Consider the following 23,384-nt stretch of genomic DNA (forward strand, 5'->3'; position numbering starts at 1 on the left):
GTGAGGAATTTTGCCTTCCCATACTGGGGAAAATTGCCTGCACCTTGACACTCGCTAAACCAGATCGTCAGCGAGCCGCGCTGGCGCAGGCCTGCCTCGTAGGCATTCCTGTTCCTTACCTTGTAACGGTTCCTCAGGATCCGGTGGCGACGGGAGGCATTGTGCTTGTGCGGCATGGTCAGACGGGCCGATCAAGAAGGGGCAGTCTCCCTACCGAACCCATTCCGCTCAAGCAACCGCGGCATCCGTGCACCGACCCAACGGGCGCGGGGTTACGATTGGTGCCGGTCGCAGAGTTGACATGCAAATTCTATATATTACCTGGCATCATTTACGCGCATTTTTAGCTCGTGAGATCTGCCCTGCACGATCCAACTCCTGGCTAATGGTTCTCAATAGGTTCGCGGCTTCAATAATTGTCAGCGTGTGTCTCCTCATACCGTTTATTCCAACTTCAACACCGTTGCCTGTGGCAAGCGAGTCCATGTGGATATTTCCACCGTCCTCACTTGCGTACACTAACAGGACACAGCTTGGTCCCCTCGCGCTGAAAGCTATCGTCCTTAGCTCCAAGCTTTGATCATCAGTTTTTGATCCCAGGATAAGCCTCCAATGTAAGCCGTGATGGATGCTGCTTTCACTATAGTGAATGGCGCAACGCTTGGCAATGTTGCGCTGTGGGGCATGGATCCGCTTAAGACCTTTGGCTCCGCCCTTCGTCGCGCACGCGAGAGGGTTGGCTTATCACAAGAGGACCTCGCGCATCGCGCGGGAGTGTCCGTAGGTTATCTAAGTCAGTTAGAGAATGGGCGACGCAATCCCAGCTTACTATTGGTTTTGGCGCTTTGTGGAGCTCTCAATACAGAGCTTACTGAGATGTTCTCAGAAGTAGTAATTCGTAGATGATGATGCGGCGTAGGTTGCAGGCTTATACTTTTGGACGCTGCGGTGAATGGCCACAGCCTCACCTATGTCCGCGAAAACACCGTGGAGGAACCGGGTTTTACACCGCCCTGAACGAACGCCATCCGGACGCGAAGGTGATCGTTCCACCCCGCGCCGATGCCGTGCTCAGCGCCAGCGCGAAGACCGAACCCAGCCAGCGCGACCGCCACATCCAGGCGATCATCGGGAAGGGGCGTATGGCTTGGCGGCGAGGCAGTGGCTACAATCAGAGAGCCCGCGTCGAGGGCCAGTCCGCGCGCTGGAAACAGGTCATCGGCGACTGGCCGCGTTTCCACGGCGATAAAGCACGAGCCACCGAGGTCGCCATCGCCGCCCAGGTCCTCAACCGAATGCTCGACCTGGGACGCCCGAACTCCCTTTGCGTCGCGTGATCAACAGTGGCGATAGGGGCTGCATTGCCTATTCCTCCTCGGTGCAAAACGCCAGCGGTAGTCCTTCAGCTGGCACGCGGTTCCGCAGGAGCGACACAGCGGCCGTCGGACCGCATGGGCACGGATCTCAGCCGTGACGATTTCCTGCTGGACGAGAGCGACAAGCCGCTTGCCCTGCGCCAGGGTCAAACCCAGATCCCCGATGTCGCCCAGATCGCCGGGATGATCAATCACCATCACGTCGACGCCGCGGCTCGCTCCATCGACTCCGGTTTCCACCAGGCGCAAAACCCACCCCATCCTTGATCCTCAGCCAGCCAAAAACTCGGCTGGTCATACCCTGATCACGACCGCTCCCCCAATCGCTCGACAGTCCCGTCATGCAAGTAGACGCCGACGACGCTCACCCCTTCAGGGGTGTGGAAGGGCGCCCGCGTCCGGATCCACCACGAAGGTGTCGCTGAAGGGCTCGTACAGGCCGGGGAGCGGAAAGTGGGCGTGGATGCGCTCGTAATCGGCTCTGTTGATGGTCACCACCGTGGCCTCGTGAACGATGGCGGTCGCGGCGATGATGAGATCGGCACCGCTCTTCGGTCGCTTGCTGTCAGGATCGGGGTACAGGAAGTTTTTCAGTTCCGGGGTGGTGAACATGTTCCCGTAGAGCCGGGCCACGTCCGCGTCCACCGGCAGGATGGACATACCGCCCGCCAGCAGGAAACCGCGCAGCCAATCGTCGATGTCCTTCGCCTTGGCAGCATCGTGCTCGCGCACGTAATTGATGCTGGTCTGGATTTCGAAGACGGTCATGGCGGAGACAGCGATGTCATGCGCATTCACCGCATTGAGCCATGCCACCAGGTTCGGGTGAGGTTTCTTTCGGAAGTTGCTGACCACGTCGGTGTCGAGGAGGAACACGTTAGTCCTCCAGGCCGGTCGAGCGCGGTGCGAAGCCCATGGCACCGTTCAAGCGTGCCTTGCGGATGCCTTCATCAAGCGCATCGTCCTGGTCAAGGCCGGCGCTCCGCAAAAGGAAATCCTTCAGGTTCGGCTTCATGCGGTCGTAGTCGGCACGGGCGATCACAACAACCTCCTCGCCAGTCCGCTTCTTGATGACCTGGGGAACGCCCGCGAGGGCGCCTTCCATGACAGTGGGCAGGTTGGCCCTGGCGTCGGTTGCCTGCCAAAGTCGCTCCTGGGTCATGTCCGCCTCCATGCGAAACATGGCCGATCATACCACGGGAACAATGGATGGTACAATCGAAGCGTCCAATTCAACTGTACGCTTTGCGGACGGCCTTCTCCTCAGTGGCATTTGATGTTCACCAGGATCCGGTCCGCGCCCGAAAGCGACAAGTTCACCATCCCGGCGGTTGCCGGGTAACTCAGCCGAAAGGTCAACGTGGAAGTCGGCAGTCAGCACGGGGACTGCCGAGGAGACCATGGCGGATTGTGGGAAGCGATTACGCGGGTTTGCCTTCGCTGAGGCGTTGTCGCATCGAGGCAGGGCTGATGGCGTGTCGCACGGAGGAGGAAGAGAAAACAGAGTCCCCATTCCCCACTGTTGATCAGGCGACGCGAACGGAGTCTGGGCGTCCCAGGTCGAGTATTCGGTTGAGGACCTGGGCGGCGATGGCGACCTCGGTGGCCCGAGCCTCGTCGCTGTGGAAGCGCAGCCCGCCGGCTGATCGTGGTGTGGTCCGGGATCGGCAGGTCAATCCACATGACTTCCAGCGGCGATCCGAGCAGCCCCTCCGCCTGGCGCGGCGGCTGGTGGAACACCAACCGGACCATGACCGCCGTTTCGATCGCCGTCTCCGAGTAACGCGCCTGCCCACCGGGCGTTTTTCTCGGTGCCGCTCTCCAGGCGGCGGTCGCCTCGTCGCTGACCCACAGGGTCAGGCTGCCCCGACGCCATAGACCTGTCATTCGGCGTGCAAAGTTGGGTTCTTCGTTCTTTTGTGTGCACAGCTTATGAAGGAAATTCAGGGCACGGTTTCACTTAAGTGGCTGCCATGACGCGGCTGCGCAGGAGATCGAAACCGGCGCGGCCGTACATGGTGCGTTTGACGACTTTCAGCCGGTTGATCTGGCCCTCGACCGGACCGGTGCTCCAGGGCAGCGTCAAGGCGGCATGGACGGCTTCGACATCCTGACGGAGGCTTCGCGCGAAACCTTCAATGCCGCTGTCTTCGGCGGTGCTGATCCATCCGTCTAGCTGGTCGGTCAGCCCCTGCTTGATCATGGTCGAGAATGTCTTCGTCAGATCGACCGCCTGGGCGATCGGCAGCGACAGCTCAAGGAGCGCTGTCGTGAACCGGCGCTTCTCCGCATCCAGCTTGTCCGGCTCGCTCATCAGCATCCGCGCCGCTTTGCGCGTCGTGGGCAGTGGAACGGGTTTAGACAAGAGCTTGGCGGGAGAAGTCCGTTCGATCAGCCGGTCCTCCCGTCGTCGTCGGGCAGTCCATTGCTTGACGACACCATCTTGGCCGATGAAGCCCCGGTCGCGGATCTCCCGCCACAGTCCGGCGCCGTTGCAGTATCCAGCATCCCAGCGCGTCTCCAGGTAATCCCGAAAAGGGTCGAGAATGCTCCGGCTCCGGTCGGTGTGAAGCCAGGTCGGAACCCGCCCGGCGCGCAGCCAGCGCCGGACAATCTTACGCTCGATCCCAAGCGTTCTGGCTATCGCCTTGATCGGTATTCCCCGCGCGCGCAGACGCACCACTTCCTCGAAGCGAGCCTGCCGACGGTTGCGCGCCTCCTGTGACCGGCGTTCCGCTTTGTTGGGAGACGGCAAGCCAATTCCGTCTGCGACATCGGCGTTATAGTCGTTGGCTTCCTGCTCGGCTAGGGCCGAAGCTGCCGCGCTGCGGGCGGCTTCAGCCAGATGACGGTGATGGTGCTCAAGGACGCCGCGCAGGGCATCGCCGCTGTTCCGGAGGAGATGAAAGCGATCCGCTACCTGGATTGCCTGCGGAGCTCCCTGGCGGGCTCCGTCGGCGTAAGCGCCCGCACGATCCCGGACAAGTATCTCGATGCTGGGATGACGCCGCAGCCAGACTGCCAAAGTCGCGGCCTTGCGGTCGGGCAGCAGGTCGATGACGCGGTCGCGTTCCAGATCGCACAGGATCGTGCCGTAGCTCTGGCCTTTGCGCCAAGCCCAGTCATCGACGTCGAGAACACGGACTTCCGGCACTGGATCGGGAACTGCCTCGCTGATGCGGCGCGGCAGCGTCGTGGCGCCGACCGGGACTGCCATCCTGCCCGCCAGGCGCGCTCCGGCATTGCCGCCCAATGCCAGTGCCACGGCATGGTGCAGGGTGCGAAGACGATCGGTGTGGCGAGCCCTGGGCCGGGCTATGGCATCGGGACGTTCGGCAAAGGTCCGCTGGCGGCAGACGAAGTTTACATAGCGGAAGCCGCGGATGCGCACCAGAAGAATAAGTTGACGTCCCAGACAGAGAACGTCGCCGAGGCTGCGCCAGTAGTGGCTGTGAACCCGCGCTGACCGAACGTCGCAGAGGGGACAGGAGGCATTTACCTGATCCATCTGTACTCGGAATGTAAGGCGGAGGCTTTGAGGATCGATCCGATCGATGATGTGGAGACTTGGGAAGAACTCTGAAGGGTCAAGGGTGATCAATAAATATCAGCGTCGTTGTTGAAGATGCTGCCATCATATAAGACGCCCAACGCGCCATGGCATCACTCCCGGCAGACCGCTGGCTTGATCCATTCACTCAACCGTGAGACGTGCACGCAAAAGAACGAAGAACCCAGTTCCTGTTGCGCGCGGGGGTGGTCGACGATCTTGCATTCCACCGTTCCCAATGCGGCGATCTTGCGCTCGTGTCGCCGCAAATTGCTTCGGCTGCTGCTTGAACGATGGTCCGCAGTCGCTCCCGCGAGGGACGTGAAATCCAGCGCCGGCGCAGTCGCCTGGGTATCGGGCACCATGAACGGCGAGAGGTTCCGCAAACTCCCCAACGCCGATCCATCCCTGACCCGCCGGAGTTCGAGAACATCGACATCCTTCCATTTCCGAATGGTGGAGAGGGCCAGTTGCACGAGTTGCTGGCCGTTCTCTTCGTGACTTTTCAGAATGTCGCTGTATTGCGTCGCCGGATCGGCGAGAGAGTGCAGCACCCGGAACACGAACACGCGACGGATCTCCAGTGGCCAGATGAGGGCCAATTGATCGCCGCGCCAAATGGTGAGAATCCGCACATTCTGGCGCAACCCAGCCGCACGGCAGGCGCGAAGCCAGGCGACGCACCAATCGTAGCTCTGGAAAAGCACTGGTTCGGCCATTCGCGATTTAAGGGCGCGCCAGGAACTTTCGAGGGGGGTCACATCTTGAAAGACCTCGACCCGCAAACGATCACTGACTTCGATAACGAATGAAGCCGGCGCTCTTTCACGAAACGTATTTGCGGCAAAAGCTTCCAAGAAATCTACCGTTCCCCCTCAGAAGCCAAGCGATGGAAGCGAATGAAAACATTCATGAGAGGTCACAACAAAAACGTCATGATTACTTCATTTTACATCGACATGACCACCTGTCCCGCCTGATCTTGATTGCCGAACTCAATAAAATCACAAAAAGTATCGCTACTATAGAAAAAATAAACAATAGCTTTGGCCCATCTCTTGCGTAGTATATCTTCTGGTAAGTGCGTGACGGCCCGCACTCTCCAAAGTGGTCGGAGACCAATGTTTGGTATCTAAGTGGCCGTTTGAGAAATCAGGGATGAGCGGGTCTTCGGAGCATAATCGCACCCATGGCGAGATATGTCATGCCGCCCGAGACGTCGCAGCGGACTTCATGATCCCGCACCAAGCGGCGCCAGCGGGTCATCCAGCCGAAGGTTCGTTCGACGACCCAGCGGCGGGGCGGCACCTGGAAACCCTTCTGGTCGGCGATCTTGCACACCACCTCGATGGTGAAGTCATGGTAGGCCGCGGCACCCATCAACTTGCCGTGACCGGAGGCGCCGTCGGCATCCTGAACATCCGCCGCGGTCACGGTGAGCATCAAAAGATGCCCATCGATCCAAGGCCCGACCACGCCAAGTACCGCGGCGAGGAGAGCGGAGAATGTCGAGCGGAGAAAGTATCGTGGGAAGGTCGCTGGCGGAACGGCACCCCGGCCGGACTGACTGGACCCGACCACGTCGCGTCGGCACCGCTCAGGCTGCTGGAAACAGATCCTGACGCGACCCTGTTCCCTCTCGCGCGACTGGCGCGCTCCACCGCCCGCATGCTTTCATGCCCCGAACGCGCCTCTCCGGGCGCTTGGAATGCCGCTGTGGCGGCGAGGTGTCGGAACCGCACATGCCTCTGCTCGATAATCTGGTCGGCGATGCCGAGGTGACGTCCCTGTTCGCCGACGACGCGCGTCTCGACGCGCTGATCGCGGTCGAAGCCGCGCTGGCGAGGGCCTCGGGTACCACCGGCCTAATCCCGCAGGAAGCCGCCTCCCGCATCGTCGAATTGTGCCGCGACTTCACACCGGACCGTGCTCGTCTGGCGGAAGGTCTGGCGCGGGACGGCGTCGAGATCCCCGACCTCATCCGCCAATTGCGGCTTGCGGTGGGCGAACCTCACGCCGTCCACGCCCATTTTGGCGCGACCAGCCAGGACATCATCGACACCGCGCAGGCGTTGGCCTTCGCCCGCCTGTTCGATCTGCTCGACGCACGCCTCGAAACGCTGATCACCCACCTCGACGACTGGGCGCGCCGTGAGGGCGACCTCCCCCTGATGGCGCACACGCGGATGCAGCGCGCGCTCCCCTTCACCGCCGCCGCGAAACTCGCGACCTGGACACAGCCGCTACGCCGTCATCGCGCGCGGCTGGCGGATCTGCGCGCGCACGCGCTCACGGTCCAGCTCGGCGGACCGGTTGGCACGGCGGACAGCTTCCGAGGACACGCCCCCGCGATCATCGCGGCGATGGCGGACGAACTCGGCCTCGCCGCCACCACGGCATGGCATTCCGAGCGGGACCGCATCGCCGATATCGGTCACATCCTCGCGCGGATCACCGGGTCGCTCGGCAAGATGGGGCAGGATATTGGGATGATGGCGCAGAACGAGGTCGGCGAGATCGTCCTATCCGGGGGCGGCGGTTCCTCGGTGATGGGACACAAGAACAACCCGGTCTCGGCCGAGGTGCTCGTCGCGCTGGCGCGCCATGCGGCTGGCCTTCAGGGCACGCTGCTCCAGGCGATGGTCCATGAGAGCGAGCGTTCCGGCGCGGCGTGGACGCTTGAATGGATGGTCCTTCCCCCACTCGCGCAAAGCACCGGCGCGGCGCTGCGCCACGCCTTACGGCTCATCGAGGGAGCGCGTTTCGTCGCGATGAAATAGCGTTTCAGCCAGCCACGAGCGCCAATGGCCGCACCGGCGAGGCTGTCGCCCCAACCAGCTTGAGCGGCGCCAGAACGAAGACGAACTCGCGCACGCCCGCCGCCGCCAGCTCCTCGAGGTCGAGCATCTCGATGATCGGGACCCCCGCCTCGACCAGCAGGCGCCGATGGCCCGGCAGTTCGGTGAGTCCGCGTCCGGGCGGGAGATGCTCGAAGGCGAGCGTGTCGGAACCCATCACGACGGGGCGCCCCTCCAGCAGCCGGTCGATCCCGCCGACATCCGGCCCGGGAACGCCGCCGGTGAAGTCGAGGAACGCCGCCGCATCGTCCCATCGCCGCCCCCAGCCGGTGCGGATCAGCACCGCATCGCCCGGCCGCGGCGTCGTGCCCCGCACGCGCAGCGCCTCGTCCACCGCCGCAGCGTCCAGCGGCACGTCGCCTCGCGCGGCCGCCTCGCCGAGCGCGGCCGGCACGTCGATCAGAATACCCCGCCCGACGATCATGGGCAGCGTCTCAGCGCCATGACTGAGAAACCGCCCACCGGTCTGCGCCTCGCAGGCAGACACGCCGCCGAATAGGCGCCCCTCGTGTGAGTAGTGTGCGAGCGCGTCGATGTGAGTGCCGACATGCCCGCCGGTGACGATCATCTCGTTCGCCGCCGAATCTCCGCCTGGCCGTTCACGATCACCATGGCGTCGCTCCAGCGCCATCCTAAACGGCGGATGGCTGGGCGATTGCGGCATGCCCTGAACCATAGGCCTTCCGAGGTCGAAGATCCGCGCCGATTTCAGCCAGCCGGTGATCGTGGAAAGGTCGGGTGTGGCGTCCATGGGACCCTCAGTCGATGAACACGGAATCGGCGTCGATCCCGCTTCTCGGCACGGCATGCTGCGTCCACCCGAGATTGGCGGAAAGCCGGTCCGCCGCCCGCAGCACCGCGTTCACCACCTGCGTCTCGCGTTCCGGCGTGTTGGCCGCCACCAGCATCGAAACCGAGATCGCCGCGCGGGCGATACCATCACGGTCCAGCACTGGCGCCGCGATGCAGCGAACCCCAAGAGCGCTCTCCTCGTCGTCGACCGCGTAGCGTCGCTCGCGGATCGTACGGAGTTCCGCCATCAGAGCATCGCGCCCGGTGATGGTCCTGGGAGTGACACGGGCGAACGGCTCGGCACCGAGCACCTCGTCGCAGCGCGATTCCCAGGACAGCGCCAGCATCGCCTTGCCAGCCGCCGTGCTATGCGCGGGCAGCCGCTCGCCCCAGCGCGCGCGCGCGCCGAGCGGACCTTCCGCCTCGGCGCGCTCGACATAGACGATGTCGGAATTATCGAGCACGGCGAGGCTCGTGCTCTGTCGCAGTTCACCCGAGAGACGGCTGAGCACGGCGCGCGCGGCCTCACCCAGGCCATTCTGGCGCAGATAGGACGAGCCGATCTCGAAGGCGCCGATGGCGATCCGGTAGACACCGGTCGAAGCGTCCTTCTCCACGAAATGACGGGCGCGCAGCGTTTCCAGCAGCCGCAGGGCGGTGCTCGGCGACATGCTGGCGGCGCGGCTGATGTCGATCAGCGTCAGGTCTCCCCCTCGCGCGACGAGCGAGAGCAGAGTCAAACCCCGCTCGAGCGTGCGCGTCAGGGCCGGCTTGTCCGCTTCGCCTTCCCGCTCGGACTGACGCGGCCTACCCACTGCAGAATCTCCTTCGCGATGACATCTTCGACTCCTGTATAGAGATAAGTCACTCCCGGCAACAGCTTGGTCTCCACCAGCGGACACGCGGTCAAGTTCTGCGCGGTGCTGTGCAGCAATTGCTGATTATCCTGACCGACGCGGACTTCCTTCTCGCCGAACCAGGCGATGAGGGGCACGCGGATACGCGTCAGCGCGGGCGGCTGCTGGCCGTCGCCGTAGAGGTCGTGGTGAAGCCGCTCGCGGGCGACCAGAACCTGCGCGCTCACCGTACTGGGAATGACGCCGGGCCGCGCGCCCCAGGGCAGCAGGTCGGTACCGCGCCCTTCCTCGACCATCCGCTTGGCGAGCGCGTGATATTCCGGCTTCAGCAGGTCGCGCACGATGGAGGCGCAGGAGGCGAGAATGATTCCGCGCACCATCGGCTCATTCCGGCTGGACAGGTGGTGGATGATCTTCGAGCCACCGAAGCCGTGCCCGGCGAGGACGACGTTCCCATAGCCCTCCGCTTCCGCGAATCGCAGCCAGCCTTCGAGATCGGCCGGGCACTCGTGGAGCAGTTCCCATCCCGACCCTGCGAGCTTCAGCCCGTTCTCGCCGCGCATCCACGCGCCGAAGTCATGGCCGCGCGTATTGGCGGTGAGGAAAGCCACCCGCGGGCCCGCCACCGCGCGGCCAATCGCGACGTATTCCGGCTCGCAGAACTGCAGGTGAATACCGTGCAGCCAGATCACCAGCGTCCGCGCGCGCTCGCCCTCCGGCTCGAACAGCACGCCAGCATGGCTGTAACTGTCGGTCGTCGCGGCGAAGACCACCCGCTCCGAGATCTTCTTCGTGGCTCGAGTCCCCATATCGTTTTCATCCAATGAAATTTGTTTTCGCTGATTGACATGATCCAATTGCCTTGTCAATCTCTCCCTCAACAACGAGACGGCGGATAACCGTCGATAGCCAGGATCGCGCGCGCAGCGCGGCCCACCGCCTGGGAGGGCGCCAACGATGAAGATCGTCAAGGCCGACGTCGCCTACTATCAGTGGCCTCGTCCTCAGCCGATTACCAACGGCCTGCACACCTATACCGACGTCACGCTCGGCGTGGTCAAGGTGACCACCGACCAAGGCATCACCGGCATCGGCATTTCCGGCGCCAAGCCCGGCGAGAAACAGTTCATCTCGACCTTCTGCGAACAGATCATCGGCATGGATCCGTTCATGAGCGAACTGGTCTGGGCGAAGCTGTTCAACCCGAAGATCTCCGGCCGCCGCGGCCTCGAAACCCGCGCTCTCTCGGCCATCGATTTCGCGCTGTGGGACATCAAGGCGAAGGCCGCGAGCCTGCCGCTCCATGTCCTGCTCGGCGGTTTCCGCAAGAATATCGCGACCTACGTGACGGGCGGCTACTACACGCCGGGCAAGGGTCTCGACGGTCTCGGCGAGGAAATGGCCGGCTATGTCGAGCGCGGCGCCCGCGCGGTGAAGATGAAGGTCGGCGCGCTCTCGCCCCGCGACGACGCCGCCCGCGTGAAACTGGTGCGCGAGGCCATCGGGCCGGACGTCAAGCTGATGGTCGATGCCAACTGCGCCTATCGCTACTACGACGCCATCACCTTCGGCCGCATGGTCGTGGATCACGACGTATTCTGGTTCGAGGAGCCGGTGCAGCCGGACGACTACGAAGGCATGCGCAAGATCGCGCGGGCTGTGCCGGTCACCATCGCCTCGGGCGAGAACGAGTACACCAAGCACGGTTTCCGCGACCTGATCGCGACGCAGGCCGTCGGCATCCTCCAGCCCGATGCGCGCTACACTGGCGGCGTCACCGAGTTCATGAAGATCGCCGCGATGGCGCAGGCCCACGGCCTCGACATATGCCCCCATGGCGACCAGCAGACCCATCTTCACCTGCTCGCCGCGATCCCGAATGGCTTGATGATCGAGTTCTACCCGAAGGAATTCGATCCGATGTGGGGCAACGTCTACGTCAACACGCCCGACATCAACGCGGACGGCACGGTCACGGTGCCCGAGGTTCCGGGCAACGCCTGCGATCCGAACGAACAGGAACTCGCGAAATACCGGGTCGGCTGAGCGCGGCCGGCAACTAGAACCGTCGATGAAAAATCACGGCGTTCAAGGGAGGAAGTCATGAAGAAGCTGCACGCGGCCATAGCCGCCGCCGGCCTGCTGCTGTCGTCGTTCGCCACGGCGCGGGCGGCGCCACCGTCCTACTACCCACCGGAATATTCCCAGATCATCGAAGCCTCGAAGAAGGAGAGCGGCCTCACCGTCTACTCCAACATCGCGCTGTTCAACTGGGATCCGATCGTCGCCGGGTTCAAGGAGGAATACCCTTGGATCAAGGTCGAGCCGACCGACCTCAACGCCAATGAGGTGTTCGAGCGCTACTATGCCGACCAGGGCGCCAAGACCCGCTCGGCCGACATCCTGCTCTCCGCCGCGCCGCTGGCCTGGCTCGATTTCATGCCAAAGAACATGTTCGAACCCTACCAGTCGCCGGAAATCTCGAAGATCCCGGCGTGGTCGGTGCCTCAGCCGGGTGTCTACACGGTCTCGACCGATCCGTTCGTTCTCGCCTGGAACAAGCTCGTCCTGCCACAGGCCCAGTGGCCGAAATCCATGCAGGACATCGTGAACGTGGCGAGCGCCAATCCGGGTGAGTTCAACCGCCGGCTCGGCACCTATGCGCCGAACGCCAGCGCGTTCACACAGGCCATCTTCTATGGTCTGGTGAAACTGCGCGGCGAGACCGCCTATGGTTGGTTCGACAAGATCGGGCCGATGTCCGACGTCTACCGTACCGCCGGCCCGATCGTGGAGAAGATCACCTCGGGCGAATACGTCATCGGCTATCTTGTTTCCTCGCAGGCCGTGCTCGGCCTGTTCAAGGATCCCAATCGCGAGAAGTTGATCGGCTGGGGCCTGCCGACCGACGGCACCGTGATCAACATGCGCAACATGGCGATCACCAAGTCGGCCGCGAACCCGAACTCGGCCAAGCTGATGATCGACTTCCTGCTGTCGCAGAAAGGTCAGACGGCGGTCGGCAAGGGCGGCCTCGTCTCCTACCGCGCCGACGTGACCGATCCGGCCGCGATGCCTGGCGGACTGACCTATGACCGCATCGTCGAGAAGGTCGGCGAAGCGAACATCGCGCGTGTCTCCCTCGATCCGGCGATGCTCAAGGGCGTGCCGGAAATCGCACCCCGGCTGGACAGCGCGTTCAAGAAGTGAGTTCCCGCGGGACCGGGCGCATCCCCCGCCCGGTCCCGCATCCTCAGCCTTTTGCCGTCGCGTCTGCCGCCTAGCCTCTTTCGCCGCGGCGCCAGCTTGCCTGAGCACACGGCTGCCGGAGACCCGGAATGAGAATTTTCAACCTGCGCGGGACCACATTCGTCTTCTGCGTGGTCCTCTTCCTGTTCCTGATCTCGCCCGTCATCCCGATCGTCTATCAGGCGTTCCTGGACAAGCCGATCTACGACGCCACCGGCACGCTGGGGCTGGGGAATTTCTCCCGCCTGTTGCGGGACGGCGCGTTCCTCGAGGCGACAGAGAACACCTTCTACTTCGCCGCGCTCTCGACGGTGATCTCGCTCGCCCTGGGCCTTGCGCTGAGCCTGCTGTTCGAGCGAGTGAACCTGCCGCTGCGGAAGACACTGCGCCTGCTGTTCCTCGCGCCGATCTTCATCTCGCCACTGATCCTGTCCTTCGCGTGGTCGATGCTGTACGGGCCGGGCGGCTACGTCTCGCTGTTCATGCGGGCCAATCTCGGCTTTGGCCTGCCAAACCTGTACTCGATCGAAGGCATGAGCCTGATCGCCGGCCTTTCGCAGGCGCCAATCAGCTACCTGTTCTTCGCCGCCGCCGCCGCGAACATTCCCAATGATCTGGAGCGTTCCGCGCGCATTTCCGGTGCGGGCCCGCTGCGCACGATCGCGACCATCGTCATCCCGCTGCTGAAGCCGGCGATCCTGTCCTGCGCGGTGCTGAATTTCATGCTGGTGGTCGACCTGCTGGCCGTGCCGCTGATCATTGGCGAGCCGGCGCGCATTCAGGTGCTGGCAACCTACCTCTACACGAAGGGGCTGATCGCGGCGCAGGTGGATTATGGCATCGTCGCAGCCGCGGCCGTCTTCATGATCATCGTGGTGCAGCTACTCGTCTGGGTGCAGACCCGCTGGATCGGCGACACGCGCCGCTACGTCACCGTCGGCGGACGGTCCGGACGCAGCGCCCGCGCGAAGCTCGGCGCGATGGGCTGGGTGATCACGGGCGTGATCGGACTTTTCGTCCTCGTCACCTCCATCGTCCCCACTGGCTTCCTCATCCTGCGGTCGTTCACCAGCCTGCTCTCCCCGCTCCTGCCCATCGCCGACGTGCTGACGCTGGCCAATTACGACGTCATCTTCTCACGCGAGCAGTATGTCCGCTCGATCTGGAACACGCTGATCATCGCCTCCGTGGGTGGCTTCGGCGCGCTGATCCTCACCTTCGTAGCCGCCGTGTTCGCTTACAGGACCTTGCCTTTCGCTCGAACGGTGATCGAGCAGGTGTCGGTCATTCCGCGCGCGGTGCCAGGCCTGGTCGTTGGTCTCGGCTTCTTCTACGCGGTGATGCTGATGCCCGGCGGCGACTGGCTGCGGCAGACCATCGTCATCCTGATGATCGCCTTCACCATCCGCTACTTCCCCACCGGCTTCGGCGCCCTCACCCCCTCCTTCCTCCAGATCGGCTCGGATCTCGACCGCGCGGTGCGGGTATCGGGCGGCAGCCGCTGGGCGGCGGTGCGTGATGTCACCCTGCCTCTGACAAAGACCGCATTGGTCGGCGCGTTCATGCTCTACTTCATCCACTTCTTCAAAGAATACTCGGCCGCCTCCTTCCTGTTCAGTCCGGGCACGGAAGTTATCGGCACGACAATGCTTCAGCTCAACCTTGTCGGCCATTTGGGCAGTCTCGCGGCGCTGGCGGTGATCCAGCTCGTGATCACCGTGCCCCTCGCCGTCTTCATCTACTCGCGGGGATAGACCATGCCCGACATGATCACACTCAACGGCGTCACCAAAAGCTACGGCGCCGTCCGGGTGCTCAACCCGATCAGCCTCGGCATCGAGGAGGGCTCGTTCACTGGCCTACTCGGCGCGAGCGGCTGCGGCAAGACCACCCTGCTCAACCTCATCGCGGGCCTCGATACGCCTTCCGGCGGCGAGATCCGGATCGGCGGCGAGCTGGTCTATTCGGACAAGGGCGACACCGTCGTCCCCGCCGAGCGCCGCGGCGTAGGCTACGTGTTCCAGTCCTATGCGCTGTGGCCACACATGCGCGTGCTGGACAATATCGCCTACCCGCTGAAGGTGCGCGGGGTCGGCCGCAGCGAGCGGCATGAAACGGCGCGCGCCATGCTCGAGCGCCTCGAACTCTCCAAGCTGGCCGACCGCTACCCGTTCGAGCTGTCCGGCGGCCAGCAGCAGCGCGTCGCCATCGCCCGCGCGCTCGTGTTCCAGCCCAAGGTGCTGCTACTCGACGAGCCGCTGTCGGCACTCGACGTGCAGCTCCGCGAGCGCGCCCGCGGCTGGCTCGCCAAGCTCCAGGCTGAGTTGAAGCTCACCACCGTGATCGTCACCCACGACCATGTCGAGGCGCTCTCGCTCGCCGACCGCGTGATCCTGCTGCGCGAGGGCGAGGTCGAGCAGGACGGCCCGGCGACGGAAGTCTATGAGTCGCCCCGCACCTCCTACGCCGCGGATTTCGTCGGCGGAGCGAACACCTTCGCCGGCCATGTCGAGCCAGTGATGCCTGGCCGCGGCGGGGTCCGCGTCGCGCTCGCGAATGGCGAGCGCCTCGAACTCGCCACGGGATCAGTCCCCGCCGGCACGCCGGTGCGGATCGCGATCCGACCGCGACGCGTGCAGTTGCTCAGCGCTGGCATCGAGGCGCGTCCAGGCTCGATGGTCGTTCCGCTGGAGCCCACCGCGAAGCTGTTCCAGGGCAATGACTGGGAGGTCGTCGGGAACACGGCGCTTGGCGAGGTTCGCGTCATCAGCCCGTCCGCCCCGCGCGACGGCGCGATCTTCCTCGGCATCCACCCCGATGATTGCCGGCTGATGCTGTCCTGAAACCACGGCCACACGAACCGGAGGCGCGCATGCGTATCGAAAGCATCGAACCCATCCTGCTCGACCGCTTCCTGTTCGTGCGGGTCACCACCGATACCGGCGTGACCGGCCTCGGCGAAGGCGGTGCGTGGGCGTTCCACGAGGCCACCGTCGGCGCGCTCGGTGTCTTTACCGATTATCTGATCGGCAAGGATCCGCTGCTGATCGAACACCACTGGCAGTACATGTACCGCTCCACGCATTTTCGCGGCTCGGCGATCATGGCGGCGCTTTCGGCGATCGACATCGCGCTGTGGGACATCGCCGGCAAGCATTACGACGCCCCCGTTCACGCCCTGCTCGGCGGCAAGGTGCGCGACAAGGCGCGGTGCTATTTCCACGTCTACGGCACCACCAAGGAAGAGCTGTTCGCGGGCGTGAGGAATGCGCGCGAGGCGGGCTTCACCGCCGTGGGTCATCTCACGCCGTTCCTAGATTCCCCGCGCGACGAGCCGTTCCACCAGTCCCACGCCCGAAAGATCGGCGACGCGGTCGACACCGTGCGGCGGTATCGCGAGATCGCCGGTCCCGACGTCGATCTGTGCATCGAGATCCACCGCCGCATGACACCTTACGAGGCGGTCCAGTTCGGCCGGGAAATCGAGCCCTACCGTCCGCTCTTCCTCGAAGACCCGGTCACGCCCGACAATTTCGACGAGACCGCCTATGTCGCCAGCAAGATCGGCATCCCCCTCGCGACCGGCGAACGACTGACCTCGCTGTGGGAATTCCAGATGCTGATCGCGCGACAGGCCGTGCAGTTGCTGCGTCCGGACATCTGCATGGTCGGCGGCATATCGGGGGCGCGCAAGATCGCCACGCTCGCGGAGGCCTCGCATCTGGGCGTTGTGCCGCACAATCCGCTGAGCGTCGTCTCGACCGTCGCCTGCCTGCAGATCGCGGCCACCGCGCCGACTTTCGTGCTTCAGGAATTCCCCGCCGACATCTGGAGCGATCAGGCCAAGCGGCCAGACTTCGACCAGCTCGTCACCGGCGCCCCACGTCATGACGGGGCGGGTTTCCTCAACATCAGCGACGCGCCTGGCCTCGGCATCGTCTTGCACCCGGACGCGCGGGACAAGTTTCCCTATCTCCCGCGCAAGCTGAAAACACGACTCCATCGCGACGGCTCGGTCGTGGACCAATAGCGGTGGGCGCGGAGCGGAGGGACACGGGCCTAGCCGACGTTCGCGCCCGTCTCCGCGACCCGCGCGCCGAGCAGATGCCCCGCCTTCTCGACCCGCACCAGCAGCCGGTCCCGTGCCTTGTCGAGATGGTCGAAGATCGCCTGGCTCGCTCCATCCGCGTCATGCGCCGCCAGCGCCTCGATGATCCGAGCATGCTCCGCGACCGTCGGCGCCCGGTCCTGATCGACATGAGCGTCCACCGTCTGTGCGACCGAGCGGACGATACGGGTGCGCACTTCGAGGAGTTGCACCGCCTCGGGATTGTGCGCCAGATCGTGGATGACGTCGTGGAACTGGACATTCATGCCGATGACCGCCGAATTGTCCCCGGCGTTCACCGCCGCGATGTAGCGATCATGGATCGCCCGCATTCGATCGACATCGGCACCGCCGACATGTTGCGCCGCCCGGCGGGCCAGCATCGTCTCGATGCCGATGCGGATGTCGTACATGTTGCAGATGTAGCGCTCGTTCAGTGCCTCGATACGGAACCCACGATGCGCGATCGAGACGAGGATGCCCTCACCCTCCAGCTGCCGCAGCGCCTCGCGGATCGGCATGTGACTGACATTGTAGCGCGAGGTGAGCATCTCGATCGTCAGATGATCGCCGGGCTGGAAGCCGTGGCCGATCAGGTCGCCGATGATCGCGCGCTTCACCCGCAGATAGGTCGGTTCGTTCAGCGGCGGCTTTGCGGGACTGGCCATGTGAATTTCCCATCGGCGCGGAGCCTTCCGCGCCCAATACCAAATTGACAGCTTTTGCTATTTGCGCAAATATCAAATCTACATCGACGCCATCCCGTGTTCGATCAGAGACCGGAGGGGCTTGACCCCAAAAATCCGGCACAACGGAGGAAACCACCATGTTCGCAGGCACTTCCCGTGCCGGGTTGGCGCTCGCCGCGACCCTGCTCACCAGCTTCGCCGCTCCCGCCTTCGCGCAATCCTACCCCACCAAGCCGATCGAAATAAACATCACCTACGGCGCGGGTGGCGGCGTGGACCTCAACTTCCGCGCTTTCGCGCCCTTCCTCGAGAAGGAGCTCGGACAGCCCGTGGTGATCGTGAACCGGGGTGGCGCCGGCGGAGTCACCGGATGGACATTCATCGCGCGCGCCAAGTCGGACGGCTACTCGCTCGGCAACTACAACCTGCCCGCCCTCAGCGCGAACTTCGCCACCGGCGCCCTGCCCTTCGATCCGGTCACCCAGTTCGACTTCCTCGGACAGATCGCGTTCGATCCGGTCGTCGTCGCGGTGAGCGGCAAGAGCCCGTTCAAGAACATGACCGACGCCGTCGATCACATGAGGAAGAACCCCGGCGGCCTCTCCTACGCCGCGACCGGTATCGTCTCGTCCGACGCGCTCACCGCGAAGTCGGTCGAGGTCGCGACCGGTGTGAAGTTCCGCATCGTGAATTTCGACAGCGGCAAGGAGGCGATCACCGCCGGTCTCGGCGGCCATGTCGACGCGGTCGGTCTCACCGTCTCCGAGGCGATACCCTATGTGAAGGACGGCAGCCTTCGCGTTCTCGCGGTCGGCGGCGATGCCCGCGACCCGCAAATGCCCGACGTCCCAACATTCAAGGAGCTCGGCTACGACATCCAGTTCCAGGGCTCGGCCCGCGGTCTCGCCATCCCCGTTGGCGCCCCGCCGGAGGTGCTCGACAGGCTGAAGGCCGCGGTGAGGAAGATCGCGACCTCTTCCGGCTATCCGGAGAAGGCGGCGGAGCTCGGCCTCAAGGCGGTCTATGTCGCGCCGGAAGAGGTCAAGAAGACCGTCGGCTCGCAGGTCGAGTGGCTCAAGGCCAACCTGAAGCGCTGATCGCGCCGCGTGCCGGGGAGGCGCGCGCCGCCTCCCCGCCATCCCTGCCCTGGTCGATCTGATCGGTGACGTAATGCGGACTCTGGAACGCTGCCTCGCGCTCGCGCTGCTACTCGTGGGTGCCATCGGCATCCATGGCGCGAGCGGCTTATCGCTGTGGGACGAGTACACCGTCGGCCCCGGCGCCGCCCCAATCACCTATGGCGCGATACTCATGGTGTGCGCCGCCGTGGTCGCGGTGAAGCCGTCAGGTGGTGGGCCGATCGACTGGGGGCCGTATTTCCCCCGCGCCATATCGCTGCTGGTGCTGGCGGCGGGGCTCGCCTTCTCCATCGATTATATCGGCTTCACCGGCGGGCTGTTCGCCTTCTCCTTCGCAGGTCTCGCCTTCGTCGCCCGCCTGCCACCGCTGAAGGCGCTGGCGCTCGCCGCCATCTGGGTCGCGCTTCTCTATTTCGTCTTCGTCCATCTCCTGAACATCCCGTTCCCGCGCGGATTGTGGATCTGAGGCGCGAAGGATTTCCCCATGGAATACGACGTCCTTTCCGCCCTTGGCGGCGGCTTCGCCCGCATGATGGACTGGCGGATGCTGGCCGCCTGCCTTGCCGGCACCTTCGCCGGCACGCTGGTCGGCGTGCTGCCGGGCCTCGGCCCCTCGGCCGCCATCGCGGTGCTGCTGCCCGTCACCTATGGCGCGGACCCGCTCTTCGCGCTCGTCGCGATGTCTGGCGTCTATGTCGGCGCGATGTATGGCGGCACCATCACCTCGGTGATGCTCAACGTGCCGGGCGAGAGCGCCTCGGTGGTGACGACCTTCGACGGTTACCCGCTGGCGAAGCAGGGCAAGGGCGCGCTCGCGCTCGGTCTCGCCGCCATCGGCTCGTTCCTGGCGGGCACGCTCGGCCTCGTCTTCCTCACGATCGTCGCCATCCCTCTCGCGAGCTTCGCGCTCAAATTCGGTCCGGCCGAGTATTTCGCGGTGATGATCCTCGCCTTCACGCTGATCGCCGCGTTGACCGGCGGCAGCGTGGTGAAGGCGACCATGGCGCTGGCCTTCGGGCTACTGATCGGCACGGTGGGACAGGATATCGTCTCCGGCTTTCCGCGCCTGACCTTCGGCAGCATGGACTTGCTCGACGGCATCAACTTCCTTCCCGCCGTGGTCGGCATGTTCGGGCTGGCCGAAGTTCTCCAGGATATCTCCAACCCTTCGAGCTTCCTCACGGACAAGAAGTCCCGCTTTCGCCTGCGGGAAGTCATTCCCACCCGCGCGGAATTCCGTGAGACCATCGGCGCCATGTTTCGCGGCGGTTTCCTTGGCTTCTTCATCGGGGTGCTGCCCGGCGCGGGCGCGACGATCGCGAGCTTCCTGTCCTACGGGATCGAGAAACGCGTCTCGAAGCACCCCGAACAGTTCGGCAAGGGCGCGTTGTGCGGTGTCGCCGGGCCGGAATCGGCGAACAACGCCGCGAGTTCCGGCGCGTTCGTGCCTCTTCTGTCGCTCGGTATCCCCGGCTCCTCGACCACCGCCGTTCTGCTCGGCGCGCTCGTGCTGCTTGGCATCCAGCCCGGGCCGCGCCTGTTCGCGGAACATCCGGACGTGGTGTGGGGACTGATCGCCAGCCTCTACATCGGCAATGTGATGCTGCTGATCCAGAACACGGTGATGGTGCCGTTCTTCGTCTGGCTGCTGCGGGTCGCGCAGAAGGTGCTGCCCGTCGTCGTGGCGACGCTGTGCTTCATCGGCGTCTACAGCATCAACAACTCGATGACCGACATCTGGATCATGCTGGCCTTCACCGTGCTCGGCTGCCTGTTCAAATATGCCGACATCCCCGCCAGCCCGGTCATCATCGCCCTCGTTCTTGGTCCGATGGCTGAAGCCTCGTTCCGGCAGGCGCTGGTGATCTCGTCCGGCTCGCCGCTCGTCTTCCTCACCCACCCGATCTCCGCCGTGCTGCTCCTGATCTCGGCGCTGACGCTGATCTATCCCCTGCTGCGCCGCGGGCCCGGCATGGCGGAAGCCGCCTGATCGCCGCCGCTCCGACCGCCCGCCCGCCCTTTTCGCCGTTTTGAGGTTTCCATGCGCATCACCGACATCAAGGCCTTCCCGATCTCCTCGCCGATCCCGCCGGAAAAGCAGAACCGGCTCGGCATCGGCCGCCTCGCCAAGCGCGACGCGGTGCTGGTGAAGGTGTTCACCGACGAAGGCATCATCGGTTGGGGCGAGGCCCATCACGGCCGCAATCCCGGCGCGGTGGCGAACATCGTCAACAATACTATGCACCAGCTCGTCGTCGGCATGGACCCGACCGACACGGTCGCGATCTGGGACAAGGTCTACAAGGCGCAGGTCGCCAGCCACGGCATGGGTGCGGGCTCGGTGATCGCGCTCTCCGGCGTCGACATGGCGTGCTGGGACATTCGCGGCAAGGCGGTCGGCTGGCCGGTCTGGAAGCTTTTGGGCGGCAGCGACAAGAAGATTCCCGCCTATGCCGGCGGCGGCGGCGCGCTCGGCATCGGGCGCGGGCCGGAGGAACTCGCGGACGAGGTCGCCTCCTTCGCCGCCAAGGGCTACAAGGCGGTGAAGCTGCGCATCGGGCAGGCGGTGGACAAGGACATCGCCCGCGTCGCCGCCGTGCGCAAGGCGTTCGACAAGATCGACATCCTCACCGACGCCAACACCGCCTACACGCTCGACGACGCCCGCCGAGTCATGCCGGCCCTGGCGGAAATGGGCGTGTCGTGGCTTGAGGAGCCGTTCCCGCCCAACGATTACCGCTCTTACGAGATCGCCTCGAAATACTCGAGTACGCCGCTGGCGCTGGGCGAGAACAACTACACGCGCTTCGAATTCGTGAAGCACATCGAATCGGGCGCCGTGCGCGTCTTCCAGCCCGACGTCGGCAAGACGGGTGGCTTCACCGAGATCATGCGCATCGCCGCGATGGCCTCGGCGTGGGGCGTGAAGATCAACCCGCATGGCGGTGTCACCGGTCTCGACCTCGCCGCCGGCATCCACGTCCTCGCCTCGATCGACAATGGCGGGTACTTCGAAGCCAGCGAAGGCTACAATCCCCAGCGATCGGCGCCGTTCGACCGTTCGCCCTACGAGATGGATTCCGACGGCTTCGTGCGCCCGCTCGACCGTCCCGGCATCGGACTCGAGGTGGATGAGAGCTTCATCGAGAGGAACCCGGTGATCGAAGGTCCGGGCTTCGTCTAAGCGCCGGGTTGAAAAGGAAACATCATGAGCGAAGAAAAAGTCTCGCTGCGCGAGCGCGTCAAGCTGCCCCCCGCGGCGGCGCTGGTGGACGCCTATTACCGTCCCGCCATCGCCTATGGGACGAAATACATGTTCGGCGAGGAGATGCGCATCCATCTCGCACACGGCCTGATGCTGGCGCGCCAAGGCATCGTATCCGGCGAGGACATCGCGAAGACGCTGCGGACGGTCCTCGATCTGCGCGCGGCCGGCCCCGAGGCGCTCGACATCGACTATCAGCAGGAGGATCTCTACTCCTACAACGAGCGCTTCATCGTCAGCGCGCTTGGCCCCGATGTCGGCGGACGCCTGCACACCGCGCGCTCGCGCAACGATCTCAACATCACCTCGTGGCGCATGGCGCTGCGTCGCCGTCTTGTCCAGCTCTCGGAGACGCTGAATGCCCTGCGCGAGATCTGCCTGCGCCTCGCGCGGGAGCATGCCGGGACCATCATGCCGGGTTACACCCACACGCAGCACGCCCAGCCGATCTCTCTCGGCTATTACCTGCTGGCCTATGCCGACATGCTGGAGCGGGACGCCGAGCGCCTGGCCGGCGCGCTCGACCGCTGCGACCGATGCCCGCTCGGCGCCGGCGCCCTCACCACCACCGCCTTCCCGATCGACCGCGACCACACGGCCGAACTACTCGGCTTCCCCCGTCTGATGGAAGTCGCCTACGACGCGGTGTCCTCGCGCGACGACGCCCATGAGGCGGTCTCCGCGATGGCCATCATGATGACCGGCGTCTCGCGTCTCGCCACCGATCTGCAGGAGTGGAACACGCTCGAATACGGCTTCATCGAGCTGAGCGACGCTTTCTCCAGCGTCTCCTCGATCATGCCGCAGAAGAAGAACCCGCAGGGCCTCGAATACATCAAGACCGCCGCGGCCTATGTCACCGGCTCGATGGGCACCGTGCTCGCCTGCAGCAAGAACACGCATTTCGCCGATGTGAATGACGGCGTGACCGGCCTCAACGCCGCGACCATGGACGCGGTGGAGCGCTCGACCCACGCCCTCGCCGTGGCGGCCGGCGTCGTCGACACCCTCAGCGTCCACCCCGAGGCGATGCTGCGCTCGGCCGCCATCGGCTTCGGCACCGCGACCGAACTCGCCGACGTCATCGTGCGCGAGACTGGCCTCTCCTTCCGCAAGGCCCATAACATCGTCGGCCGCGTCGTCCGCGAAGCGCTGGAGAGCGGGCGCATCGCGCCGGAGATGACCGCCAGCGACATCGATACCGCGAGCCGAGCGCTGTTCGGCCAGCCCTGCGTGATCAGCGATCAGGCGGTTGAGCGCGCGCTCGATCCGCGTGGGAATGTCGAGGCCCGCGCCGTGCGCGGTGGCCCCTCCACGAGCGAGGTCAACCGCATGGCAAGCGAACGGCTCGCGCGTCTCGAAGCGGACCGCGCGAAGATCGCCGCCGTCGTGAATCGGCTTGCCGAAGCCGATGCCCGCATCGAAACCGAGGTCGCGGCGCTGCTCGCCCAGTGCTCGGCTCACGTCAAACAACTAGACGGTGCCGTCCGCGAATAGGTTC

Annotated in this window: 23 protein-coding genes and 1 pseudogene; 14 read left to right on the top strand and 10 right to left on the bottom strand. The window is 64.5% G+C overall.

All coding sequences use genetic code 11. The annotated features are described in order from the left end of the window. Positions 1 to 684: 684 nt before the first annotated feature. The 3 genes from N825_RS40975 to N825_RS09710 all read left to right on the top strand — a co-directional run bounded on the left by N825_RS40975 (position 685) and on the right by N825_RS09710 (position 1,643). Entirely contained in the window at positions 685 to 906 is a 222-nt protein-coding gene (locus N825_RS40975) for a helix-turn-helix transcriptional regulator (RefSeq protein ID WP_084164635.1), read from the top strand. A gap of 134 nt (positions 907 to 1,040) precedes the next feature. Beyond that, on the top strand, positions 1,041 to 1,337 hold the full coding sequence (locus N825_RS36330; RefSeq protein ID WP_157619071.1) for a hypothetical protein: 297 nt from the start codon (positions 1,041 to 1,043) through the stop codon (positions 1,335 to 1,337). 114 nt (positions 1,338 to 1,451) lie between these two features. Beyond that, complete coding sequence (locus tag N825_RS09710) at positions 1,452 to 1,643, top strand: hypothetical protein (protein WP_037450458.1); 192 nt, start codon at positions 1,452 to 1,454, stop codon at positions 1,641 to 1,643. 105 nt (positions 1,644 to 1,748) lie between these two features. Here N825_RS09710 and N825_RS09715 read toward each other — a convergent pair whose 3' ends face one another. The 6 genes and pseudogenes from N825_RS09715 to N825_RS09735 all read right to left on the bottom strand — a co-directional run. Then, a complete protein-coding gene (locus N825_RS09715) occupies positions 1,749 to 2,252 on the bottom strand; it encodes a PIN domain-containing protein (RefSeq protein WP_051511866.1) in 504 nt (167 codons plus the stop codon). Position 2,253: 1 nt separating this feature from the next. Then, the gene (locus N825_RS09720; protein WP_198038261.1) at positions 2,254 to 2,538 is read right to left on the bottom strand and encodes a type II toxin-antitoxin system prevent-host-death family antitoxin; all 285 of its coding nucleotides are present in this window, start codon (positions 2,536 to 2,538) and stop codon (positions 2,254 to 2,256) included. A gap of 212 nt (positions 2,539 to 2,750) precedes the next feature. Next, positions 2,751 to 3,263 (bottom strand): transposase, encoded by a 513-nt coding sequence (locus N825_RS40980; protein ID WP_084164605.1) that lies wholly within the window; start codon positions 3,261 to 3,263, stop codon positions 2,751 to 2,753. A 73-nt stretch (positions 3,264 to 3,336) separates the two neighbouring features. Beyond that, a complete protein-coding gene (locus tag N825_RS37515; RefSeq protein WP_157619072.1) occupies positions 3,337 to 4,977 on the bottom strand; it encodes an ISL3 family transposase in 1,641 nt (546 codons plus the stop codon). 62 nt (positions 4,978 to 5,039) lie between these two features. Further along, positions 5,040 to 5,783: a GNAT family N-acetyltransferase gene (locus N825_RS09730; protein ID WP_157619073.1), complete on the bottom strand. Its 744-nt coding sequence runs from the start codon at positions 5,781 to 5,783 to the stop codon at positions 5,040 to 5,042. Positions 5,784 to 6,078: 295 nt separating this feature from the next. Continuing rightward, positions 6,079 to 6,384: pseudogene (locus tag N825_RS09735) on the bottom strand (transposase family protein); the annotation flags it as partial. 284 nt (positions 6,385 to 6,668) lie between these two features. Here N825_RS09735 and N825_RS09740 point away from each other — a divergent pair. Next, positions 6,669 to 7,706, top strand: coding sequence for a 3-carboxy-cis,cis-muconate cycloisomerase (locus N825_RS09740; RefSeq protein WP_037450923.1), 1,038 nt, complete (start codon positions 6,669 to 6,671; stop codon positions 7,704 to 7,706). A gap of 4 nt (positions 7,707 to 7,710) precedes the next feature. On the opposite strand, the gene N825_RS09745 is transcribed toward N825_RS09740, so the two are convergent. The 3 genes from N825_RS09745 to N825_RS38770 are packed head-to-tail and all read right to left on the bottom strand — an operon-like array spanning position 7,711 to position 10,404. Continuing rightward, positions 7,711 to 8,535, bottom strand: a complete 825-nt coding sequence (locus tag N825_RS09745) for a cyclase family protein (protein WP_037450467.1) — start codon at positions 8,533 to 8,535, stop codon at positions 7,711 to 7,713. 7 nt (positions 8,536 to 8,542) lie between these two features. After that, positions 8,543 to 9,391: an IclR family transcriptional regulator gene (locus tag N825_RS09750; RefSeq protein WP_051511873.1), complete on the bottom strand. Its 849-nt coding sequence runs from the start codon at positions 9,389 to 9,391 to the stop codon at positions 8,543 to 8,545. Next, positions 9,337 to 10,404, bottom strand: coding sequence for an alpha/beta hydrolase (locus tag N825_RS38770; RefSeq protein ID WP_157619074.1), 1,068 nt, complete (start codon positions 10,402 to 10,404; stop codon positions 9,337 to 9,339). Before N825_RS38770 ends, N825_RS09750 begins: the two co-directional genes overlap by 55 nt. Between N825_RS38770 and N825_RS09760 the strand changes: the two genes are divergently transcribed. From N825_RS09760 to N825_RS09780, 5 genes are all read left to right on the top strand, one after another. After that, positions 10,391 to 11,479 (top strand): mandelate racemase/muconate lactonizing enzyme family protein, encoded by a 1,089-nt coding sequence (locus N825_RS09760; protein ID WP_037450473.1) that lies wholly within the window; start codon positions 10,391 to 10,393, stop codon positions 11,477 to 11,479. The two genes, N825_RS38770 and N825_RS09760, sit on opposite strands and share 14 nt — an antisense overlap. A 57-nt stretch (positions 11,480 to 11,536) precedes the next feature. Further along, positions 11,537 to 12,643 carry an ABC transporter substrate-binding protein gene (locus tag N825_RS09765; protein WP_051511875.1) on the top strand — a complete coding sequence of 369 codons (1,107 nt, stop codon included), beginning with the start codon at positions 11,537 to 11,539 and terminating at the stop codon, positions 12,641 to 12,643. Between the two features lie 128 nt (positions 12,644 to 12,771). Further along, positions 12,772 to 14,436 (top strand): ABC transporter permease, encoded by a 1,665-nt coding sequence (locus N825_RS09770; RefSeq protein WP_051511876.1) that lies wholly within the window; start codon positions 12,772 to 12,774, stop codon positions 14,434 to 14,436. A gap of 3 nt (positions 14,437 to 14,439) precedes the next feature. Further along, positions 14,440 to 15,525, top strand: coding sequence for an ABC transporter ATP-binding protein (locus N825_RS09775; RefSeq protein WP_037450477.1), 1,086 nt, complete (start codon positions 14,440 to 14,442; stop codon positions 15,523 to 15,525). Positions 15,526 to 15,554: 29 nt separating this feature from the next. Further along, on the top strand, positions 15,555 to 16,712 hold the full coding sequence (locus N825_RS09780; protein ID WP_037450479.1) for a mandelate racemase/muconate lactonizing enzyme family protein: 1,158 nt from the start codon (positions 15,555 to 15,557) through the stop codon (positions 16,710 to 16,712). Between the two features lie 29 nt (positions 16,713 to 16,741). Here the strand turns inward: N825_RS09780 and N825_RS36345 are convergent, their stop codons facing one another. Beyond that, positions 16,742 to 17,458: a GntR family transcriptional regulator gene (locus N825_RS36345; protein WP_051511877.1), complete on the bottom strand. Its 717-nt coding sequence runs from the start codon at positions 17,456 to 17,458 to the stop codon at positions 16,742 to 16,744. A gap of 158 nt (positions 17,459 to 17,616) precedes the next feature. Here N825_RS36345 and N825_RS09790 point away from each other — a divergent pair, with 158 nt between their 5' ends. The 5 genes from N825_RS09790 to argH all read left to right on the top strand — a co-directional run bounded on the left by N825_RS09790 (position 17,617) and on the right by argH (position 23,380). Next, a complete protein-coding gene (locus N825_RS09790; protein WP_084164608.1) occupies positions 17,617 to 18,576 on the top strand; it encodes a Bug family tripartite tricarboxylate transporter substrate binding protein in 960 nt (319 codons plus the stop codon). A gap of 73 nt (positions 18,577 to 18,649) precedes the next feature. Continuing rightward, complete coding sequence (locus tag N825_RS36350; protein WP_051511880.1) at positions 18,650 to 19,084, top strand: tripartite tricarboxylate transporter TctB family protein; 435 nt, start codon at positions 18,650 to 18,652, stop codon at positions 19,082 to 19,084. Positions 19,085 to 19,102: 18 nt separating this feature from the next. Continuing rightward, the gene (locus N825_RS09800; protein ID WP_037450485.1) at positions 19,103 to 20,608 is read left to right on the top strand and encodes a tripartite tricarboxylate transporter permease; all 1,506 of its coding nucleotides are present in this window, start codon (positions 19,103 to 19,105) and stop codon (positions 20,606 to 20,608) included. A gap of 51 nt (positions 20,609 to 20,659) precedes the next feature. Next, the gene (locus N825_RS09805; protein ID WP_037450494.1) at positions 20,660 to 21,802 is read left to right on the top strand and encodes a mandelate racemase/muconate lactonizing enzyme family protein; all 1,143 of its coding nucleotides are present in this window, start codon (positions 20,660 to 20,662) and stop codon (positions 21,800 to 21,802) included. A 24-nt stretch (positions 21,803 to 21,826) separates the two neighbouring features. Next, entirely contained in the window at positions 21,827 to 23,380 is a 1,554-nt protein-coding gene (gene argH, locus N825_RS09810; protein ID WP_051511882.1) for an argininosuccinate lyase, read from the top strand. The last annotated feature ends 4 nt before the right edge of the window (positions 23,381 to 23,384 follow it).

This window comes from Skermanella stibiiresistens SB22, from assembly GCF_000576635.1.
Lineage (GTDB): Bacteria > Pseudomonadota > Alphaproteobacteria > Azospirillales > Azospirillaceae > Skermanella > Skermanella stibiiresistens.

Bases quoted from the DNA above. Each gene is read 5' to 3' on its own strand.
- N825_RS36350 (WP_051511880.1), top strand. From the start codon at position 18,650: ATGCGGACTCTGGAACGCTGCCTCGCGCTCGCGCTGCTACTCGTGGGT.
- N825_RS09775 (WP_037450477.1), top strand. From the start codon at position 14,440: ATGCCCGACATGATCACACTCAACGGCGTCACCAAAAGCTACGGCGCC.
- N825_RS09765 (WP_051511875.1), top strand. From the start codon at position 11,537: ATGAAGAAGCTGCACGCGGCCATAGCCGCCGCCGGCCTGCTGCTGTCG.
- N825_RS09710 (WP_037450458.1), top strand. From the start codon at position 1,452: ATGGGCACGGATCTCAGCCGTGACGATTTCCTGCTGGACGAGAGCGAC.
- N825_RS09805 (WP_037450494.1), top strand. From the start codon at position 20,660: ATGCGCATCACCGACATCAAGGCCTTCCCGATCTCCTCGCCGATCCCG.
- N825_RS09720 (WP_198038261.1), bottom strand. From the start codon at position 2,538: ATGACCCAGGAGCGACTTTGGCAGGCAACCGACGCCAGGGCCAACCTG.
- N825_RS09745 (WP_037450467.1), bottom strand. From the start codon at position 8,535: ATGGACGCCACACCCGACCTTTCCACGATCACCGGCTGGCTGAAATCG.
- N825_RS40975 (WP_084164635.1), top strand. From the start codon at position 685: ATGGATCCGCTTAAGACCTTTGGCTCCGCCCTTCGTCGCGCACGCGAG.
- N825_RS09790 (WP_084164608.1), top strand. From the start codon at position 17,617: ATGTTCGCAGGCACTTCCCGTGCCGGGTTGGCGCTCGCCGCGACCCTG.
- N825_RS09740 (WP_037450923.1), top strand. From the start codon at position 6,669: ATGCCTCTGCTCGATAATCTGGTCGGCGATGCCGAGGTGACGTCCCTG.
- N825_RS09760 (WP_037450473.1), top strand. From the start codon at position 10,391: ATGAAGATCGTCAAGGCCGACGTCGCCTACTATCAGTGGCCTCGTCCT.
- N825_RS09770 (WP_051511876.1), top strand. From the start codon at position 12,772: ATGAGAATTTTCAACCTGCGCGGGACCACATTCGTCTTCTGCGTGGTC.
- N825_RS09800 (WP_037450485.1), top strand. From the start codon at position 19,103: ATGGAATACGACGTCCTTTCCGCCCTTGGCGGCGGCTTCGCCCGCATG.
- N825_RS09780 (WP_037450479.1), top strand. From the start codon at position 15,555: ATGCGTATCGAAAGCATCGAACCCATCCTGCTCGACCGCTTCCTGTTC.
- N825_RS36345 (WP_051511877.1), bottom strand. From the start codon at position 17,458: ATGGCCAGTCCCGCAAAGCCGCCGCTGAACGAACCGACCTATCTGCGG.
- argH (WP_051511882.1), top strand. From the start codon at position 21,827: ATGAGCGAAGAAAAAGTCTCGCTGCGCGAGCGCGTCAAGCTGCCCCCC.
- N825_RS40980 (WP_084164605.1), bottom strand. From the start codon at position 3,263: ATGACAGGTCTATGGCGTCGGGGCAGCCTGACCCTGTGGGTCAGCGAC.